The 17,184-nt window shown below is 55.9% G+C and carries 21 protein-coding genes; 8 read left to right on the plus strand and 13 right to left on the minus strand.

The window, feature by feature from the left end:
- Positions 1 to 18: 18 nt before the first annotated feature.
- The 6 genes from OF385_RS07815 to zapE all read right to left on the minus strand — a co-directional run bounded on the left by OF385_RS07815 (position 19) and on the right by zapE (position 4,654).
- A complete protein-coding gene (locus tag OF385_RS07815) occupies positions 19 to 366 on the minus strand; it encodes an RNA polymerase-binding protein RbpA (RefSeq protein ID WP_264277755.1) in 348 nt (115 codons plus the stop codon).
- Positions 367 to 548: 182 nt separating this feature from the next.
- A complete protein-coding gene (locus OF385_RS07820) occupies positions 549 to 1,481 on the minus strand; it encodes an SPFH domain-containing protein (RefSeq protein ID WP_264277756.1) in 933 nt (310 codons plus the stop codon).
- A 54-nt stretch (positions 1,482 to 1,535) separates the two neighbouring features.
- Complete coding sequence (locus OF385_RS07825) at positions 1,536 to 2,012, minus strand: NfeD family protein (RefSeq protein ID WP_264277757.1); 477 nt, start codon at positions 2,010 to 2,012, stop codon at positions 1,536 to 1,538.
- A gap of 103 nt (positions 2,013 to 2,115) precedes the next feature.
- Positions 2,116 to 2,967: a putative RNA methyltransferase gene (locus OF385_RS07830; protein ID WP_264277758.1), complete on the minus strand. Its 852-nt coding sequence runs from the start codon at positions 2,965 to 2,967 to the stop codon at positions 2,116 to 2,118.
- Entirely contained in the window at positions 2,967 to 3,557 is a 591-nt protein-coding gene (gene def / locus OF385_RS07835) for a peptide deformylase (RefSeq protein WP_264277759.1), read from the minus strand. Before def ends, OF385_RS07830 begins: the two co-directional genes overlap by 1 nt.
- 47 nt (positions 3,558 to 3,604) lie before the next feature.
- Positions 3,605 to 4,654, minus strand: coding sequence for a cell division protein ZapE (gene zapE / locus OF385_RS07840; RefSeq protein WP_264277760.1), 1,050 nt, complete (start codon positions 4,652 to 4,654; stop codon positions 3,605 to 3,607).
- 318 nt (positions 4,655 to 4,972) lie between these two features.
- Between zapE and OF385_RS07845 the strand changes: the two genes are divergently transcribed.
- Positions 4,973 to 5,335 carry an ArsR/SmtB family transcription factor gene (locus OF385_RS07845; RefSeq protein WP_264277761.1) on the plus strand — a complete coding sequence of 121 codons (363 nt, stop codon included), beginning with the start codon at positions 4,973 to 4,975 and terminating at the stop codon, positions 5,333 to 5,335.
- A 565-nt stretch (positions 5,336 to 5,900) separates the two neighbouring features.
- The gene (locus tag OF385_RS07850; protein ID WP_264277762.1) at positions 5,901 to 6,362 is read left to right on the plus strand and encodes a DUF3817 domain-containing protein; all 462 of its coding nucleotides are present in this window, start codon (positions 5,901 to 5,903) and stop codon (positions 6,360 to 6,362) included.
- 121 nt (positions 6,363 to 6,483) lie between these two features.
- Here the strand turns inward: OF385_RS07850 and OF385_RS07855 are convergent, their stop codons facing one another.
- Together OF385_RS07855 and OF385_RS07860 are read right to left on the minus strand one after the other, a co-directional pair.
- Positions 6,484 to 6,882, minus strand: coding sequence for a hypothetical protein (locus tag OF385_RS07855; RefSeq protein ID WP_264277763.1), 399 nt, complete (start codon positions 6,880 to 6,882; stop codon positions 6,484 to 6,486).
- Positions 6,883 to 6,934: 52 nt separating this feature from the next.
- On the minus strand, positions 6,935 to 7,186 hold the full coding sequence (locus tag OF385_RS07860; RefSeq protein WP_264277764.1) for a hypothetical protein: 252 nt from the start codon (positions 7,184 to 7,186) through the stop codon (positions 6,935 to 6,937).
- 372 nt (positions 7,187 to 7,558) lie between these two features.
- On the opposite strand from OF385_RS07860, the gene OF385_RS07865 reads away from it, so the two are divergent.
- Complete coding sequence (locus OF385_RS07865) at positions 7,559 to 7,942, plus strand: DUF3054 domain-containing protein (protein ID WP_264277765.1); 384 nt, start codon at positions 7,559 to 7,561, stop codon at positions 7,940 to 7,942.
- On the opposite strand, the gene OF385_RS07870 is transcribed toward OF385_RS07865, so the two are convergent.
- Both OF385_RS07870 and OF385_RS07875 read right to left on the minus strand, forming a co-directional pair.
- Positions 7,922 to 8,353, minus strand: coding sequence for a hypothetical protein (locus OF385_RS07870; protein WP_264277766.1), 432 nt, complete (start codon positions 8,351 to 8,353; stop codon positions 7,922 to 7,924). The two genes, OF385_RS07865 and OF385_RS07870, sit on opposite strands and share 21 nt — an antisense overlap.
- A gap of 111 nt (positions 8,354 to 8,464) precedes the next feature.
- Positions 8,465 to 9,154: a SatD family protein gene (locus tag OF385_RS07875; protein ID WP_264277767.1), complete on the minus strand. Its 690-nt coding sequence runs from the start codon at positions 9,152 to 9,154 to the stop codon at positions 8,465 to 8,467.
- 68 nt (positions 9,155 to 9,222) lie between these two features.
- On the opposite strand from OF385_RS07875, the gene OF385_RS07880 reads away from it, so the two are divergent.
- A complete protein-coding gene (locus tag OF385_RS07880; protein ID WP_022875133.1) occupies positions 9,223 to 9,504 on the plus strand; it encodes an Lrp/AsnC family transcriptional regulator in 282 nt (93 codons plus the stop codon).
- 82 nt (positions 9,505 to 9,586) lie between these two features.
- Here the strand turns inward: OF385_RS07880 and trpD are convergent, their stop codons facing one another.
- Positions 9,587 to 10,606 (minus strand): anthranilate phosphoribosyltransferase, encoded by a 1,020-nt coding sequence (gene trpD / locus OF385_RS07885; RefSeq protein ID WP_264277880.1) that lies wholly within the window; start codon positions 10,604 to 10,606, stop codon positions 9,587 to 9,589.
- A gap of 334 nt (positions 10,607 to 10,940) precedes the next feature.
- On the opposite strand from trpD, the gene OF385_RS07890 reads away from it, so the two are divergent.
- The 4 genes from OF385_RS07890 (at position 10,941) to OF385_RS07905 (ending at position 15,243) form a co-directional block, all read left to right on the plus strand.
- Complete coding sequence (locus OF385_RS07890) at positions 10,941 to 11,579, plus strand: heme-copper oxidase subunit III (protein WP_022875135.1); 639 nt, start codon at positions 10,941 to 10,943, stop codon at positions 11,577 to 11,579.
- Positions 11,580 to 11,655: 76 nt separating this feature from the next.
- Positions 11,656 to 12,450: a c-type cytochrome gene (locus tag OF385_RS07895; protein ID WP_061952133.1), complete on the plus strand. Its 795-nt coding sequence runs from the start codon at positions 11,656 to 11,658 to the stop codon at positions 12,448 to 12,450.
- Positions 12,451 to 12,520: 70 nt separating this feature from the next.
- On the plus strand, positions 12,521 to 13,570 hold the full coding sequence (locus tag OF385_RS07900; RefSeq protein WP_264277768.1) for a ubiquinol-cytochrome c reductase iron-sulfur subunit: 1,050 nt from the start codon (positions 12,521 to 12,523) through the stop codon (positions 13,568 to 13,570).
- Between the two features lie 2 nt (positions 13,571 to 13,572).
- Positions 13,573 to 15,243 (plus strand): cytochrome b, encoded by a 1,671-nt coding sequence (locus OF385_RS07905; RefSeq protein WP_022875138.1) that lies wholly within the window; start codon positions 13,573 to 13,575, stop codon positions 15,241 to 15,243.
- A gap of 645 nt (positions 15,244 to 15,888) precedes the next feature.
- Here OF385_RS07905 and OF385_RS07910 read toward each other — a convergent pair.
- Both OF385_RS07910 and OF385_RS07915 read right to left on the minus strand, forming a co-directional pair.
- Positions 15,889 to 16,671: a GntR family transcriptional regulator gene (locus tag OF385_RS07910; protein WP_264277769.1), complete on the minus strand. Its 783-nt coding sequence runs from the start codon at positions 16,669 to 16,671 to the stop codon at positions 15,889 to 15,891.
- A gap of 111 nt (positions 16,672 to 16,782) precedes the next feature.
- Positions 16,783 to 17,184 carry a cytochrome c oxidase subunit 4 gene (locus OF385_RS07915; RefSeq protein WP_022875140.1) on the minus strand — a complete coding sequence of 134 codons (402 nt, stop codon included), beginning with the start codon at positions 17,182 to 17,184 and terminating at the stop codon, positions 16,783 to 16,785.

The following is a 17,184-nucleotide window of genomic DNA, read 5'->3' on the forward strand; positions in this document are numbered from 1 at the left end:
CGGCTTATCAGGGGAGTGCTAGACAGCTTCCCCGCGTGCAGCGCGCAACTGCGTCAGGCGGTCAGCCAGAGTCTTTTCCAACTCTTCTTCGCTGCGACGCTCAAGGAGCATGTCCCAGTGGGTGCGAACTGGCTTTTCGTTGCTAGCTTCTTCCATCTGGGCTTCGCCGTGGACAAGTTTGGCTTCCTTGCCGGTCTTGGTGTGCCAGACAGCTGGAATTTCAGCTTCGGCCGCAAAGACAACAAAGACGGTCTCGCCATCTTCGGTACGGTATTCGACGCGCTGACGGGCAGCCGGCTCCACACCTGCCTCAGATTCCATGCTCTGTGCACCCAGGCGCATGCCTCGTAGGCTGCGATCGCTCATGATTTCCCTCCGCGATGTTAAAAGAATTCGCTACACGTACCAACGTTTGGCACCGAATAATAATTCCACCGAACAAGCGGTTTAGAAATCTTCAGGCACCAAAACATCCATTATACGCGCTAGCGGCGAGGTGCATGGCCTGCACCTCGCCGCTAGCTGTTATCCAGTTATGAATCCAGTCCCTACTGGACGTCGCTGCTCGGAGCAGGCGAAGCCGGAGGTGCCGCTGGGGAGCCATTGCCGCCTAATGCGCCCCCGATGCCCTTCAACGCTTCGGTCAGTTCACTTGGGATCACCCATAGGGTGTTGGAGGTTCCTTCAGCAAGCTTTGGCAGCGTCTGCAGGTACTGGTATGCCAGCAGCTCGTGATCCGGGCGTCCGGCATGGATTGCGTCGAAGACCTTCTGGATAGCCTGAGCTTCACCATCGGCTCGCAGGATCGAGGACTGGGCGTCACCTTCAGCCTTCAGAATTTCTGCCTGGCGCTGGCCTTCGGCGGTGAGGATCGCTGACTGCTTGGTACCTTCAGCGGTCAGAATGGCTGCACGGCGGTCACGCTCGGCGCGCATCTGCTTCTCCATGGAGTCCTGGATGGACAGTGGTGGGTCGATGGCCTTCAGTTCAACGCGGGAGACGCGAATGCCCCACTTGCCGGTTGCCTCGTCCAAAACACCGCGAAGCTGTCCATTGATCTGGTCGCGGCTGGTCAGGGCCTCTTCCAGGTTCAAGCCACCAACGACGTTACGCAAGGTGGTCGTGGTCAGTTGCTCAACAGCTTGGATGTAGTTGGCGATTTCGTAGGTCGCAGCACGAGGCTCAGTGATCTGGAAGTAAACAACGGTGTCAATTGAGACCACCAGGTTGTCTTCGGTGATGACTGGCTGGGGTGGGAAGGAAACCACCTGTTCGCGCAGGTCAAGCAATGGCAGCAAGCGATCCACAAATGGGATCAACAATGTCAGGCCAGGATTCAAGGTGCGGTTGTACTTGCCGAGGCGTTCAACAATGCCTGCACGTGCCTGGGGCACGATGCGCACGCTGCGCAGTAGTACGACGATCACGAAGATCGCCAGGACGACAAGCACAATAGTTACGCCAAAACCATTTGAATTCATGGTTCATACTCACTTTCATTGTGCGGGGTGATGAAAATTTAGGTCGAGAAGTTATCAGCTGTCAGCTGGGTCTTCGGGTTTCGGGGAGAGGTAGGCGGTAGCTCCGTCAATTCGTGAAACCACGGCGTAGGTGCCCGGTGGCATCGTCGGAACGTTCGACTCTGCGCGAACCGTCCATATCTCACCTTGAATCTTGGCCGAGCCGGAAATGCGTGAAGTTGGTTCAAGGATCAAGGCATCGGCGCCTATCAGCCGTTCAATATTCGAGCGGAACCCTTCAGGGGATTTCTTCAGATGCCTGATGGCAATGGGGCGAACCAGCAGAATCATCAGCAGTGAGACGACGCAGAAGACGACTACCTGCAACCACAATGGGCCATTTAGAAGGGCCACTGTGACCCCTCCGAGAGCTCCGATGCCCAGCATGATGAAGTAAAGGTCGAGTGACAGCATCTCGATGATGGCCAACAGTAAGAACAGTGCGAGCCAAATTACCCACGCGTTACTTATGATCCATTCTGCGGTAGTCATGGAATCCACCTAATTTCTCAAAGGGCAAGGGCCAGAAGCTTTGGCCTTTCCTATATTCTGCCGTATCCGGGGGAGGATAGGCGTAGTCAATTAGGGGTATTTTCTATCTCTTAGGGATGAATACGTGTACTCCGAAGGATGCCGTTACAAGCTGTCGACCAAGGAACTGCACTTTTGCCCGAAGGGTCTCAGGGGAGAGGTGGTGGCCCGCTGGGCCCATGAAAGCAAGGTTGTAAAGATCCTCTGCGCCCAGCTCCATTTGATAGCTCAGGTATTCAGTCTCACTGTGTATCAGGCCTTCAGCGGCAAACTTCTCCTTCAGGGCTGCCAATTTTCCCTCAGCAACTGACAGCATGCCTAACGGCTCGATTACCTCCTTGAGGTGATCCGGTTCCCCTGTAACCACGACGCAGACACCGGTCGGGCGCAGGACCCGGTGGAATTCGGACGGGTTGTGCGGGGCGAAGCAATTCAGCACGATATCCCGTGAGGCATCGGAGGTCGGCAGTTTTCGCCAAACGTCCCACACTACGGCAACAGTATTCGGAAGCTTGGCGGCACGGCGCATGGCGAATCGAGAAATATCCAATGCTAGCGCGTCCTGGCTTGCCGGCGTCATGAGATCAAGGATTTCCTTGAGGTAGTAGCCGGTTCCGGCACCTGCATCGAGAACGTCCAATGTAGTTCCTGCATGGTATTTCTGGACCAGCTCCGATAGCTTCATTGCTAGTGGGGCGTAGTGCCCACGAGATTGAAACGCGTCGCGCGCCTGGACCATGGGGGAGGTGTCTTCCAGGAAGTTGGTTCCCTTGCCCGTCAGGAAATTGAAGTATCCCTGCTTTGCGGCGTCGAATCGATGCCCGGAATCGCAGAGAAGCGTTCTCTTAGCCTCGTCTTGGTAGCCCAGGGGTCGATCGCAGACGGGGCAGATGACCGAAGCTTTGCTCGTAGGCATTAGAAGTTCAGAACCTGTTTCGTAGTGGCAACATCCATGCTTTCGTGGCGCCAGAGTTCGGTCTCGCAAATGAGCGAACGAGTTACAGATTTATCCACGTATACGGTGCCGCTGAGATGATCCGTCTCGTGTTGGACGATTCGTGCCTGCCACCCACTAAATTTCCGCGTCTGTTTCTGACCTGCGCGATCCTCGAAAGTTGCCGTGATCTCAGCGGGACGGGTCACGACGCCTTGGAAGCCGTCGAAGGACAAGCATCCTTCGTAAAAGACTGCTTCACGGTCAGAGATGCTGGCATAAGTGGGGTTGAAAATTTCGAAGTATTCGAGCGGTTCCCGTTCGCGCTCCGCCGCGATTGTGTCTGGAATCGGGTACAAGTCTTCAAGCACAGCAATCTGCAGCGGGATACCGATTTGAGGCGCTGCTAGGCCCACGCCTGGAGCGTCATACATGGTCTGACGCATGGCTTCCAGCAATTGCTCAAGTAGCGGCTTTTCCAGTTGCCCGGTGTATTCGATGGCCTGTTGCCGAAGCACCGGGTGCCCAAGCTGAACGATAGGAATGACCAGGTTCTCATCGGCGGTGGCCAATACCGAAAGAACTAGTTCTTGGATCTCGTGGTTGGTATATTCGGGATTCATGGAGAAGCGGCGGTCCGTTCTAGATCGTGGCGGGTGAGCTGTGCTAAACGCGAAGTCAACCTTGCTTTTTCGGTGGCGTGGAGCATATGCCCTAAGTGTGCAAGGTCGTCTTGTGCATACAAGTGAATTTCGATGTCCTTGTCGTAGAACACGTCAATGAGGTTTGCCAGTCGACGTTCTTCGTCCATTGGCATTGTTTCACTCGCTGGTATTTGGGTGATGCTCCAACGCGAATAGCGGGTCGCAAGTTCGAGATAGTCAGCGGTATTGCGTCGAGTTCTGCAGATCTGGTCGAAGGTTATCCAGATGCAGTCCTCGGTCAGATGGGCTGGGCCGATGCGGTCATAGCCGATTTCAATCCAAGTATCTATCGCGGTGTCAGGAATTGTCCGGGGGAGCAGGTTCAGCGAACCCTTGGCGAAGCCCTGCGAGTTCTCGCGTGATCCGCTGATAAGCCGATAATCCTGTTCATGGTCGAGCTGGAAGATTTCGAAGTCACGACGAATTGTTTCAATGATCGGTTTGACTAAGTGGTGAAAGGTTTCGTCGTCGAGAAGATTTTCAGGCTCATAGTTGGAGGTGGTCACTAATTGGATCTCGTGCTGCTGGCAGAACTTGATCAGCTTGCCCATCAACATGGCATCGCCAGGTTCAGTGCAGTGGAATTCGTCGAAGATGAGCACCTGGATGCCGGCTAGCTCGCGTAAGAGGCCTTGGGAGAAAATCGCACCAAGTGGTTGGCCTGGTTCGCGGTTTTTGGGGGAGTTCAAGTGGTGAAAGAACTCGTGGAAATGAAAGCGACGGGTACTTGACGATGGCAGATGCGCCATTAATGCGTTGGTGATGATCGTCTTCCCGCGCCCCGGTGGCCCATAGATATATACGCCTTGTCGTGTGTTGCGGGCAAATGCGCCGATTGATTGGCCTAGAACGCTAATGAGCTGCTGCTGCGTGGGATCGGCGTTGATTCCTTCCATAGAAAGAGCATCAAGGATCTGACCGGACAGGGCGTTGCTAGCCAATTTATGTGACGACGGGGTGGGCATAGCTAAATTTTGCCATTCTTGGGTGTGCCGTCCAATTCAAGCGATTGCAGTTCAACGCTAAATCTGCTCTCAGGCAGCTTGAGTGATTCGACGTGAATTGAATATTAGCTAGTCAGATTGTGAATATGCAAAATCAAACACGATGACTTATTCAAGGGAGTGATATCAAAACTAATCACCAAGTGGTCCAACCTTGATGATTTTTGGGACTACCTATCGCTTTTGTCGGGGTGAGTTCATAATGGACACACTCACCAAACCGGTCATTGGCGAACGGTGGTTTGCGGTGCTGGGCAAGTTGTTCAGGGAGTGTTTGCGATGACTAGTGAATATGGCGCCTCGAGGGCGCAAGCGGGAATCATATCGAGTGATTTGCTGGATATGACCGTCGTAGTGCTCAAGACCTTATCCGACCCATTGCGCCTCCAGATGCTCTGGGCTTTGTGCGAGGACGATCTGACGTTGTCCGAGCTGGCGCAGTTGATTGGTGTTAGCCCGTCGGTTGCCGGCCAGCTGCTGGCCCGGATGAGAACAGCTGGCGTTCTGCAAACGAAAAAGTCCGGACGCCACGTCATCTACTCAATGCACGATGAGCTGTCCCGCCAGTACATTCGGCAGACGTTGGACTTTGCGGCCCATCGGCTGGAGCTCCAGGACGTCCCGGTGGCCAGTCAGGATTGATGCTACTTAGGGCAATGCTTGAAGGTCGAATCTGCTTACTTCTGCAGCCATTACCAGTAAGCCGATAATCTACATTATGTAAAGTAGTGGAAATCTTGCTCATCCCCACCTGGCTCAATTGGTGACATTCGAGTGAGCTCAAGCAATTTCTATGATGATCAAGGCGGGCCGTTCAACGACTTAGCTATTGCTGGTTCGACAGGAACAAGGTGACGTGCCAACTTGCCGCTTGATGGCTGAACTGAATGCACTTTCGGACGCGTACCCGAGCGACCGGGGCCAGCCAGCGATACGGTGTCAGACGCGACTGGCCTTGTCTTGGCTTTCAGCATTCGCCAATTAATGAGGTCGGTAGTCGGTGGTGTGCCAGCTATCTCTCGTAATCGTTGCGCAATGGCCGATCGTGGCATTGTCGATATCCGTGCCAATTCTCGCAATCCTGGGGTATTCCCGGGCGTCTAGTGCATGAGTTCGATGATCGAGTAACCGCAAGTTCTCGGATAGGCTGGTATGGACTCGTATTTGAGTCGTACTCCCCCGAACTTTCAAGGACTGACTCCAGGACATGTCTCCAAGCTCTCTTTACCGAACGATCGCGCGTGCAGAAGCCGTCACCTGGACATTATTGATTTTGGCCATGATTCTCAAGTATGGAATCAAGGTTGGCGACTGGCCCGTTTCTATCGCGGGGTTCATCCATGGGTTCGTTTTTCTGACCTATATCGTCGCTGCCATTTTGGTCGGTATGAATCAGCGTTGGGGCAAGGCCCTCATACTCGGAGCGGCCGCGACGTCAGTAGTTCCATTACTGACGATTCCATTTGATAAGTGGCTTGAACGCAAGGGCAAACTTGTTGGCCAGTGGCGCAAGGAGGCCACTGACCATCCAGCTGATCAGCGATGGACCGACTCGTCAATGCGCTGGCTTGTTGCCCGGCCGATGTTGACATCGATCACTCTCTTTATTCTGATCGTTGCGGTTTTCTCGAGCATGCTCGTCATGGGTCCGCCCGGCGGTCGAGGCTAATCATTCTTCCTCTACGATTCCATGACGGCCCCGACGTCACGGGAAGACTTGGAGCAAGTTTTCTGTACGACCTATCCGGTCGATCCCACGGGTTCCGGTAGGTCGTTTCCTATTCCGGAACCTATTCAACTCGTAAAGTCGATGCCGTTTTAATCAAGATGGGGATGGACTTGATCGTCACGAGCATGTCCACGAGCTCAACTGGCAATGTAAAGCACAACCAAGGAATTTCGCTTACGCCGCTGACAATGATTTCTCGCAGTGCCCGGGCAGGAATCCTATAGGAGGATCTTCCAATCAGGTGCGCGCCGAATCCCGTTAGAGGAACGAAGCCACCGAAGATGGTAGCCGCTTCTAGAAGTGTTTCAAACTGGGGCAGTGCCGAATGGATCTGCGAGCCGACGACACAAGACGGTAACTCCATCATGGCCGGAACCATGCGCAGCTCTGCGCCGTGTTCGACGTGCCGGATGGCTAGATGCATCTTGGCCAAGAGTTGTGTTCCCAAAGCAATGGCCAACAAATGAACATGAGCAGGACTAAGGCTTCCATGAAAGGGCCAGGTGGGAATATCACCAACGAGGGCTTCCCGCTATGAAGTACGTGTAGACAGGGATCAACATCGTTTGAACCACCAGTAGCAGTGGCGTTGCCACAAGAAGCTTCTGGTTCGCTCCCCCGGCAAGACCCGAAAAGACCATGACATTGTCAACGTAGCGTGCAAGCAAAGGCAAAGTGACTCGGATGGGAACACTTCGGTCAGCCCGGGCGAATCTGGTCAACGCGAATACCAATGCACGGACGTCGATGACGTTGGTGATCATGAAGGAAAAGGTGAATCTACGATCCTTGAGTCCCTCTGGATGCTTGGTCGAAGGCGTGCTCAAGCACGTGATGCAGAGCGCGAGGCCAAGGGAACGGAGCGATGAGACAGCCCGACTAGTCACTCAGCCATGGCAGTGCGATGCCAGGTGCGCAGCAGGCTGCCATGGACACCACATGGACCTAGATGTGCAGTCTATTCGTCCACGCCGTGAACGTTAGCGAGAACGTCACGCTCCGATACCGGTGGTGCTAGTAACGGTTGTTCGGGGCGAAGGTCCCGGAAGCTCCCCCAAGAAGCTGTGTTGGAGGCAACAGGCACTTTGGCCCGCCCGACGCGAATAGTTTCATGACTGCTTCTCTATCATGAGTACATGAAGCAAAGTTTGAGCAGGTGGCCGTGGCTGGCAGTCATAGATGCAGTCCTCATCATCCTTTTCGCCTTGCTGGGTCGCAGGGAACACGAGCACGGGCTGGATATCGGCGGAATCCTCATGACCGCCCTTCCATTCCTCATCGCCTATGTACTCATGACAGTGCTCTCGCGTCCGTGGCTGACGATCAACAAGATCTGGCCCACGGGCTTACTGGTCTGGCTAGGCACTGTTGTCCTCGGGATGGCCCTGAGGCTTCTGATGGGCAAAACTGCTGCCATCTCATTCGTCATTGTCACCCTGATTGTTCTCGGGGTGTTCCTGCTAGGTCGACGTGGAATCAGCTCGTTGATCGCCAAGCGATTACAGCAGCAAAAGTCCTAGCCCGTACGATGCCGCAGCGACCAGGCCGCTGGAGAAGGTCCCCAAGATAAATTGTTCGGCAGCGCGGTGGTCTTTCAATTCTGAGAAGCGTCCGAGCCCCTTGATGGCCAGAACGACCGCGATGCCTTCTGGCCAGCCGGCCCATAAGGTGCTGACAATAGCTGCTCGCTCCAGGAGTCCGATCCATAGCCCGCCTCGGAGCGGTGATGGGTCGGACTCTTCTTTGTTAAGCTCGGAATCATTCTTGGTGGCCAGTCGGAAGACGAGTTCGGTGAAGGGTCCGCCAAAACTTACTGCGAAGATGCCTGAGAGCATCACGACGTAGAACGCCGGAATTTGGGAAGGCAGGCCATTTGCGCCAGTCGCAGCCGACAGCACTGCAGAAGTTACGGCCAAGAGACCGGAGGCCACGATGAGAACTTCACGCCACCGTGCTCGTTTGCCTATTGCATAACCAAGATATGCGGCGAGGCAAGACAAGACGGTTGCTAGACTCAGGCTCCCCCAGGCAATCCACAACATCTACGACTCCCCTAGCATTTTGAGCTGGCGAGTCAGCGACTTCGCCGCCTCGTCCATCATCCGATTCGCCTCGAACCATAGCGCGGCAGACAGACGAGATGAGACTGCCTGCTGGGTGATCCCCAATTCCTTGGCGATCTGTTGCTGCGTCAATCCTTCATCTGCCAAGGTGCCGGCCTCCCAGGCGGTAGCCCTGCGCTTGGAGACTATGCAGGCCGTTAATTGAAGCTCAGCTTCCAACCTTGTGGCTTCATGGGATGGACCATGAACAGCCAGATGCGCATTGGTGTTCTTGGAACGCTCAACTGCAACTCGTGCGTATTCGAAGGCGGGCCCGCGGCCAGCCCTTGTCTCTTTGGGTAGCGGCGTTTCAACCTGTCCGAATCCCAGGCCGACACTCCAGTCCCCCGATGCAGCCATCATGACGGCCAGACGAATCGCTTCCGAAGCATCGTCCAAGACAGCTTGAACCTCATCGCCAGCAGTACGCTGGAAGGGGCGGATAACCGGAACGGTCGCGTTGGCCTGCTCAATGAGCGCTTGTACTTTGTCTTCCGATGATCGGGAGCGACGTTGGTCGATGGTCAGAACTATCATAGAACAACCATAAAACATAGTAGAGTAAAATACTAATTTTAAAACTTGTAGAAATGAAATCGCGACAATGGATCGGACTCGCTCGGGCTGCATTTTCGACTAGAGTTGAAACTAAGTTATCGGTCTTCAGTTCGGGGACTCACGTAGTGAAAGGCGCAGCAATGGTTACCGCATTCGTCATGATTCAGACGGCAACTGACAGCATCCCGGAGTGTGCTCAGCAGATATCCGCAATTTCCGGGATTAGCGAGGTCTATTCTGTTGCCGGAGATTGGGACTTGATTGCAGTAGCCCGCGTGCACAAGCATGAGGATCTGGCCGAGGTGATCGCCAATAAGCTTTCCAAGATTCCGGGCATCCGTGGAACCCAGACACATATCGCGTTCCGGGCTTACTCGGATCACGACCTGGAAGCGGCTTTTTCGCTGGGGTTGGATGACTAACGCTCCAGTGCCCCGAAGGACGGGTTCTGATTGCAGCTTGTATCAGCTGCAACCAGAACCCGTCCTTGTTTAATCTAGGGTTCTACTCCCCTACGATTTGCTGCGTCGTGTCCGCCCATTTTTCAAGGACGGACTTGGCAGCACCAGAGTCAATCGAGATTGCGGCCTTCTGGAGCGCGCTCTTCATGCGCTCAACGAAGTTGCCCTCACTGGATTCGTCGTAGGCAACCATTCCTGCGGCAGCATTCAGCAAAACAGCATCCCGAACCGGCCCTTCGGCCCCGGAAACGATCTGCCTGACAACCTGAGCGTTATGTAGGGCGTCTGCGCCGCGCAACTGCTCGATGGTTGCCCGCGAGATTCCTAGATCCTGGGCATCGAAAGTGAACTCATCGACTCGCCCATCGCGTACTTCCCATACGCGATTGGCTGAGGTCGTGGTGAGCTCGTCCAATCCGTCATTTCCTCGGAATACCAGGCCGCGGGAGCCACGGCTGGCCAGGACGCCAGCCATGATCGGAGCCATGACCGGGTCCGAGCAGCCGATCGCGGAAGAACTTGGCAATGCTGGATTCGTCAGCGGGCCCATGAAGTTGAATGCAGTGGGCACGCGAAGCTGACGCCGAGCGACGGCGACGTGGCGCATTGAGGGGTGGAAGACATTGGCGAAGCAGAACGCAATGCCAACTTTGTTGTAAACCTCTACAAGCCTCTCGATTGGTACATCAAGTCGCACACCCAGAGCTTCGAGGACATCCGCCGAACCCGAGGACGATGAGGAGGCCCGGTTGCCGTGTTTAACTATGTTGATGCCGGCGCCTGCGCACACCAGGGTGGCCATCGTCGAGATATTCACGGTGTTCTGTCGGTCGCCTCCGGTTCCCACAATATCCAGGGTTTGTGCCTGGATGCTTAGCGGCTTGGCGTTGGCAACCATGGAATCAACGAGGCCGGTGAGTTCGGCAACGGTTTCGCCCTTCGAGCGCAGGGCAACAAGGAACCCGGCGATTTGAACGTCGCTCGCCTCGCCGCTCATGATCTCATTCATGGCCCACGCTGCCTGAACGCGGCTGAGATCGCCACCGCCAATCAGGGTGGCCAAGAGATCTGGCCAGGTTGGGAACTTTTCGTTTTCAAGGCTCGTTGACACAAATGAAAGCCTATCGAGCAAGCAGTCGCAGACCCAATTCATGTCATCGATTGATGTGTCACAAGTCGCTAAAAACCTAGTATTTCTGGGGATAAATAGGGCACAGGAATGTTGCATAAATGAATGTTTCGCTCGACTCGCCGAATCAAGCTCTACGAATTGTAGAAAGAGTTTTCTACGTACTTCCGCGTGTTTCCGCGGTTGTTGTCGATATGTGGCGCAAAAAACCTCCGACAACGCCTTTCTGCATTGGTATCTGAGGGGCATTTAGAGACATAATGTCAGTGTGACAACTGCGACTCATGCCCCAAATACGACGGCGCCTCATGCGCCGAACCGCCCAAACATGGTGTCGGTGGGAACGATGGTGTGGCTCTCCAGCGAGCTCATGTTCTTCGCCGCCCTCTTCGCCATGTATTTCAGCCTCCGGGCTGCCGCGCCCGAACTATGGGCGACTGAAACTGCCAAACTTAACGTGCCGTTTGCGCTGGTTAACACCCTGATTCTGGTTTCCAGCTCGTTCTCGTGCCAGCTTGGTGTGTTCCGTGCTGAAGAATTCAAGCCTCGCCGTTCCGGTGGACTGTTCAACTTCAAGGAATGGGGAATGATCGAATGGTTCATTCTTACCTTCATCCTTGGCGCCATCTTCGTCTCGGTCCAGGCTTATGAATACGTCACCCTCGTTCACGAGGGCGTAGCACTGAACTCGAACTCCTACGCTTCGGCCTTCTACATGACCACCGGCTTCCACGGCATTCACGTCACCGGTGGCCTGATTGCATTCCTGCTGATCATTGGTCGTGCAATGCTGGCTAAGAAGTTTGGCCACTTCGAAGCAACGGGTTCCATCGTTGTGTCCTACTACTGGCACTTCGTTGACGTTGTTTGGATCGCGCTGTTTGCGATCATCTACTTCCTGAAGTAGCAACTTTTAGTCATTAGTTGCCACAACGAGAAGTACGGCAACACCACACCAAAGAAACTAAGTGAGGAACCAGCAAGTGAAGGCTCTTTCGAAAAAGCGCCGCCACCCGCTCGCCGCTGTGGCCCTGCTTCTGTTTGGATTGCTGATTACCGGCAGTCTCTACACCGCAGCAGGAAACATCAGCGAAGCGAAGGCCGCTGAGACCACCGCAGCATCGCAGACCGATGTTGACGAAGGTCAGAAGCTTTTCGTCGCGAACTGCGCTACTTGCCACGGCATGCACGCTGAAGGTTCGGACTCCGGTCCTTCGCTGATTGGCGTTGGCGCCGCATCTGTTGACTTCCAGGTCGGTACCGGCCGTATGCCAATGCAGATGCAGGGCCCTCAGGCCCAGGTCAAGCCAGTTCAGTTCGACGACAAGCAGATCTCCCAGTTGGCTGCATATGTTGCCAGCCTGGGTGCAGGTCCAGCGATCCCGGATGAGGAATACCTCGACACCACCAAGGGCGATGCAGCTCACGGTGGAACCGTCTTCCGCGTGAACTGCGCAATGTGCCACAACGCGGCAGCAGCCGGTGGTGCTTTGACCCGAGGCAAGTTCGCTCCGACCTTGACCGGCGTAACCGAGAAGCACATCTACGAAGCGATGGCTACCGGCCCACAGAACATGCCAGTGTTCAACGACTCGAACATCACCCCAGATGAGAAGCGTGACGTGATCACCTTCCTGAAGACCATTGAAGCTAATGGTTCCGCTGGCGGTGCAGCCCTGGGCTCGCTGGGTCCAGTTGCTGAAGGCCTGTTCACCTGGACCGCAGGTCTGGGCATCATCATCGCCTTCACCATTTGGTTGACCTCGCGTCCTTCCTAAGGCAAACCACGGCATAGGCCGTAACCATCACTACGTACATAAATTCCTAACAGAAGGATGAGAGAGAAACATGGGCGACCATAGTCACGGCAGTCCCGAAAACTCGGGCACCGTTGCTAAGGCTGACGATGTAGCTCAGGATCGTTTCCCCGATCCGGGCTTGCCACCCCATCGTCCGCGTCTCGCAGACCGCGATCCGCGCGCAGCCAAGCGACATGAGCGTCAAGTAGCGCTCCTATTTACCATCTCCATCATCGGCACGCTCTTCTTCTTCGTGGCCTACTTCGTCCTGGGCCGCCTGGGCGAGATGTCTTTCGCTGAACTGCGTGTGCAGAACGCTGCACTGGGCCTGGGCACCGCATTCGCGATGCTCGGTATCGGTGTAGGTATTGTTCACTGGGCAAAGACGCTGATGCCGGATCACGAGCTCATGGAAATGCGCCACGAGATCCGCTCGGAAGAAGACCGCCAGGATGCAGTCGAGATCGTAGATACCGTTCTTGAAGAATCCGGTATCAAGCGTCGTCCGCTGATCCGCAACACCCTGATCGGTGCCATCGCCTTGGCCCCGATTCCGGCAATCTTCATGTTCCGCGATCTGGATCGCACCGGTAAGACCGCGAACCAGATGATTGATTCCCTGCGCCACACCATGTGGGACACGGGCATCCGTTTGACCCGCGATCCATCCGGCACCCCGATCAAGGCTTCGGATGTCCAGATCGGCTCCGCTTTCCACGTTGTCCCAGAGGGCATCAACGAAACCGAGAACCCGCTGAACGAGAAGGCCAAGGCCGTTGTTCTGCTGATGCGTATGGATCCAGCAGAAATGAACATCTCCGAGGGCCGCGAAGACTGGAACGTCGACGGCATCGTCGCCTACTCCAAGATCTGCACCCACGTTGGTTGCCCGATCGCGCTGTACGAGCAGCACACGCACCACCTGCTGTGCCCTTGCCACCAGTCGACCTTCGACTTGACTCAGGAATGCAAGGTCATCTTCGGCCCAGCTGGTCACGCACTTCCACAGCTGCCAATTACCGTGGACTCCGAAGGCTACCTGGTCGCCCAGAGCGACTTCCATGAGCCTGTCGGCCCAGCCTATTGGGAGCGTGGTTAATCATGACGACTGCTAACGAATACCAGGCAACGACCTCCACCGGTCGTATCGCCAACTTCGTGGATTCACGCGTTGGCGCTTCGGCCATTGTCAAGGAATTCGGTCGCAAGATCTTCCCTGACCACTGGTCCTTCATGTTCGGTGAAGTAGCGATGTACACCTTTGTGCTGTTGCTGCTCTCCGGTACCTTCCTGACCTTCTTCTTCGATCCATCGATGGCGCACGTGACCTACAACGGTTCGTACGTTCCGATGAAGGGTCTGGGCATGTCGACCGCCATGGCTTCGACCATGGACATCTCGTTCGACGTGCGCGGCGGCCTGTTCATGCGTCAGGTCCACCACTGGTCGGCACTGCTCTTCATTGCATCGCTGTCGGTTCACATGCTTCGTGTCTTCTTCACCGGTGCATTCCGTCGCCCACGTGAATTGAACTGGGTTGTCGGTGGCGTTCTGCTGATCATGGGTCTGGCTGCTGGCTTCACCGGCTACTCCCTGCCAGATGATCTGCTCTCCGGTAACGGCCTGCGCATTATCGACGGCGTCATGAAGGCACTGCCCATCGTCGGTACCTACCTCTCGATGTTCTTCTTCGGTGGCGAGTTCCCGGGCGAGCACGTAATCCAGCGGCTGTACTCGCTGCACATCATGATTGTGCCTGCAGTGATCATCCTGCTGATCGTTGTTCACCTGTTCATGGTTGTGACCCACAAGCACACCCAGTACCCAGGCCCAGGCCGCACCAACGACAATGTTGTTGGCTTCCCTGTCGGCCCGGTCTACGCGGCAAAGGCCGGTGGATTCTTCTTCATCGTCTTCGGCATCGTTGCTTTCATCGCAGGCCTGTTCCAGATCAACCCAATCTGGAACTACGGCCCGTACGACCCATCCCCTGTTTCGGCTGGTACCCAGCCGGACTGGTACATCGGATTCGTTGATGGCGCCCTGCGTTTGATGCCAGGTGTTCTTGGCAACTTCAGCTTCGAATGGAACATTCCATTCCCATGGGGCACCAACACTCTGGTTCTCTCGGTTCTGCTCCCAGCTCTGGTGCCTGCAGGCGCGCTGTTCGCGGTCATGTTCGCGTGGCCATGGATCGAGCGTTGGGTCACCAAGGACAACCGCGAGCATCACTTGCTCGATCGTCCGCGTAACGCTCCATTCCGTACCGCTATGGGTGTCGCCGGCGTGATCTTCTACAGCGTGATGTGGGCAGCTGCATCCTCTGACTTGATCGCGACGCACTTCCACGTGGCACTGAATGACGTCACTTACTGGTTGCGTGCGCTGTTCTTCCTCGGCCCAATCCTGGGCTTCTGGCTGACCCGCCGCATCTGCCTGTCGCTGCAGCGCAAGGATCGCGAGATCGTCCTGCACGGCCGCGAAGCCGGCATCATCCAGATGTCGCCAGAAGGCGGCTTCACCGAGAAGCACGAAGAGGTCGACGTTTACAAGCGCTACCTCTTGACCAACTTCGAGGATCGCCAGTACATCCCAGCAGAGCCTGACGCCGCTGGCCACATCTCCGGTTCGGAGAAGCGCCGCGCAATGATCTCGAAGTTCTTCTTCGAAGATCGCGTCGCCCCGGTAACCCCATCGGAACTGGAAGCAGCCCATGCTGCCCACGGTCACCATGAGGTCGAGGGTGACAAGCAGGACTCGATCGAGAAGTAATTCCGATTCGCGTTAGTCACTAGAACAGGGACACACCACGGTGTGTCCCTGTTCTATTTAAGTTGCTGTGCGGAGTCTTCACGCGAACCTACTCCCCTGCGGAATCAGGGCGGAAACCGACTCCAATCCATCGCCGATCCTGCAGGGCCCTCAAACAGCCGTGAGAACGCCGAGAATGCCCATTGCGCCCAAGGAGTGGCAAATTAAGTTCTAAGCGCTCCTATGTGGCGCCAACGGCGTGGAAGCTGGTGGATCTCGGTGTGGCTGCTTCTTTGGAATCAGTTGCGATGTAGGCTGCGCATAGAACAGCCGGAGATCGTCAGCAGACCTTGCGCATTGGGCCGGACCTCCAAAATCGGGTGGGCAGCCATCAACCTGAGTTGCAAGCCGGTGGAAGCCGCCTGGCAAGACACGGGTTGGTCGAACGTGGAATCCGGTCCTCACGGAGTCATTTGCGTAATCAGGGAACACGGCATGCTGCCGGGTGGGCCACAGTGGTTCGCCCGGCATTTTTCATGCTGGTGTAGGCGTTTTCAGCGTGGTAACCGACGCCTAAAGCGAATAGGGCCGGCACCGCACGCCAACTTGAGACTAATATCTGTCCGCCAGCACTGCCGGCAGCGCAACTGCCACGCTGGCGTGGTCCTAAAACGCCTCTGTGTAGCGCGGCGTACGAGTGCCAACACGTTGCAGCGGGACAAAGAGCTTGTAGCGGTCCGAGCGGTAGAGCGAGACCGAGTAGTCGGCCAGCCGTTCGCCGATATAGGCGTAGCGCGTGATCTGTAGCAACGGGAACCCTGGTTCAACGCCCAGTAAATGGGCCTGGCTCTTGCTTGCGGCCGTGCTTTCGACCTGATCCTCGCCCCACTCCAGAAGTATGCCATAGCGCTCGTGTAGGGCTTGGTAGAGCTTGGACGGTGGTTCCGCGTCTACGAAGCCGGGGACCAGATCTGCCGGCATGTAGTTCTCATCCAAGCTCATCGGGGTTCCATCGGCCAGCAGCAGGCGTTTGAACTGCACTACTTGCGTCCCCTCCTCCACCATGAGCTGCAGGGCGAGGTTAGCATTGGCCTTGATCTCGGCAAACTCCAGAACGTGCGCGTCCGGAACCATGCCACGGCGCATCATGTCCTCGGAGTAGGAATGCAGCCTGACCCGCAAGTCGAGTTTCTCGGGGACCACGAAAGTGCCGATGCCGACTACCCGCTTGAGCACCTGTTCGTCGACCAGCGCGTCAATTGCCTGACGGATGGTTTTGCGGGCCACCCCGAAATGTTCGGCGAGTTCTCGTTCTGGCGGGAGCTTGTAGCCAGGTTTGCAGGCTTCTCGGGCGTGGGTTTTGAGGATCTCACGGATCTGCCGGTACTTGCTTTGCTTGCTCGCTGGATCAAGGTACGCCTCGACCTTTGGCTGGGGTGCGTGGCGCATGGGTTGATCTCCTCGGCTGGTTCAGGGCCGGCATTTCGCTTTGGCCCTACTGCTATTAAAAGACTAATGGGGTGACAAGCCAATTGCTTGTCACCCCATTAGGAGCACTGCTTAGTGTGCGTGGTCTCCACGGCTGTATTCGTAAACCCAGCCAACCAGGCCTACAACGGAAAGTCCTGCTCCGATGTAGAAGACCCACCAGCCAACTGCAATGCCCAGGAAAGCGATTGCAGCGGAGCCGGCCAGTACCAGTGGCCACCAGCTCCATGGCGAGAACATTCCGATGTCGCCGGCGTTCTCGTGGATTTCACCGTCAACACGGTCCTCTGGGCGAGGGCCGATCCGCTTGGCGGTGAACAGCAAGTACCAGCCAACCATTGCGGACAGGCCTACCAGCATCAGCAATGCCAGGAAGCCAACCCATTCGCTCCAGTTGGTCATGTAACCGTAGATCACGGCGATAGGGGCGAAGAAGAAGACGCCACCGAGGAAGATCCAGGATTCAATTTTCAT

Origin of the sequence: Glutamicibacter sp. JL.03c, from assembly GCF_025854375.1 — a bacterium.
GTDB lineage: Bacteria > Actinomycetota > Actinomycetes > Actinomycetales > Micrococcaceae > Glutamicibacter.

Excerpts from the sequence above, each read along its gene's own strand:
- OF385_RS07815 (WP_264277755.1), bottom strand. The coding sequence starts at position 366 with ATGAGCGATCGCAGCCTACGAGGCATGCGCCTGGGTGCACAGAGCATG.
- OF385_RS07820 (WP_264277756.1), bottom strand. The coding sequence starts at position 1,481 with ATGAATTCAAATGGTTTTGGCGTAACTATTGTGCTTGTCGTCCTGGCG.
- OF385_RS07825 (WP_264277757.1), bottom strand. The coding sequence starts at position 2,012 with ATGACTACCGCAGAATGGATCATAAGTAACGCGTGGGTAATTTGGCTC.
- OF385_RS07830 (WP_264277758.1), bottom strand. The coding sequence starts at position 2,967 with ATGCCTACGAGCAAAGCTTCGGTCATCTGCCCCGTCTGCGATCGACCC.
- zapE (WP_264277760.1), bottom strand. The coding sequence starts at position 4,654 with ATGCCCACCCCGTCGTCACATAAATTGGCTAGCAACGCCCTGTCCGGT.
- OF385_RS07845 (WP_264277761.1), top strand. The coding sequence starts at position 4,973 with ATGACTAGTGAATATGGCGCCTCGAGGGCGCAAGCGGGAATCATATCG.
- OF385_RS07850 (WP_264277762.1), top strand. The coding sequence starts at position 5,901 with ATGTCTCCAAGCTCTCTTTACCGAACGATCGCGCGTGCAGAAGCCGTC.
- OF385_RS07860 (WP_264277764.1), bottom strand. The coding sequence starts at position 7,186 with ATGATCACCAACGTCATCGACGTCCGTGCATTGGTATTCGCGTTGACC.
- OF385_RS07865 (WP_264277765.1), top strand. The coding sequence starts at position 7,559 with ATGAAGCAAAGTTTGAGCAGGTGGCCGTGGCTGGCAGTCATAGATGCA.
- OF385_RS07875 (WP_264277767.1), bottom strand. The coding sequence starts at position 9,154 with ATGCAGCCCGAGCGAGTCCGATCCATTGTCGCGATTTCATTTCTACAA.
- OF385_RS07880 (WP_022875133.1), top strand. The coding sequence starts at position 9,223 with ATGGTTACCGCATTCGTCATGATTCAGACGGCAACTGACAGCATCCCG.
- OF385_RS07900 (WP_264277768.1), top strand. The coding sequence starts at position 12,521 with ATGGGCGACCATAGTCACGGCAGTCCCGAAAACTCGGGCACCGTTGCT.
- OF385_RS07905 (WP_022875138.1), top strand. The coding sequence starts at position 13,573 with ATGACGACTGCTAACGAATACCAGGCAACGACCTCCACCGGTCGTATC.
- OF385_RS07910 (WP_264277769.1), bottom strand. The coding sequence starts at position 16,671 with ATGCGCCACGCACCCCAGCCAAAGGTCGAGGCGTACCTTGATCCAGCG.
- OF385_RS07915 (WP_022875140.1), bottom strand. The coding sequence starts at position 17,184 with ATGAAAATTGAATCCTGGATCTTCCTCGGTGGCGTCTTCTTCTTCGCC.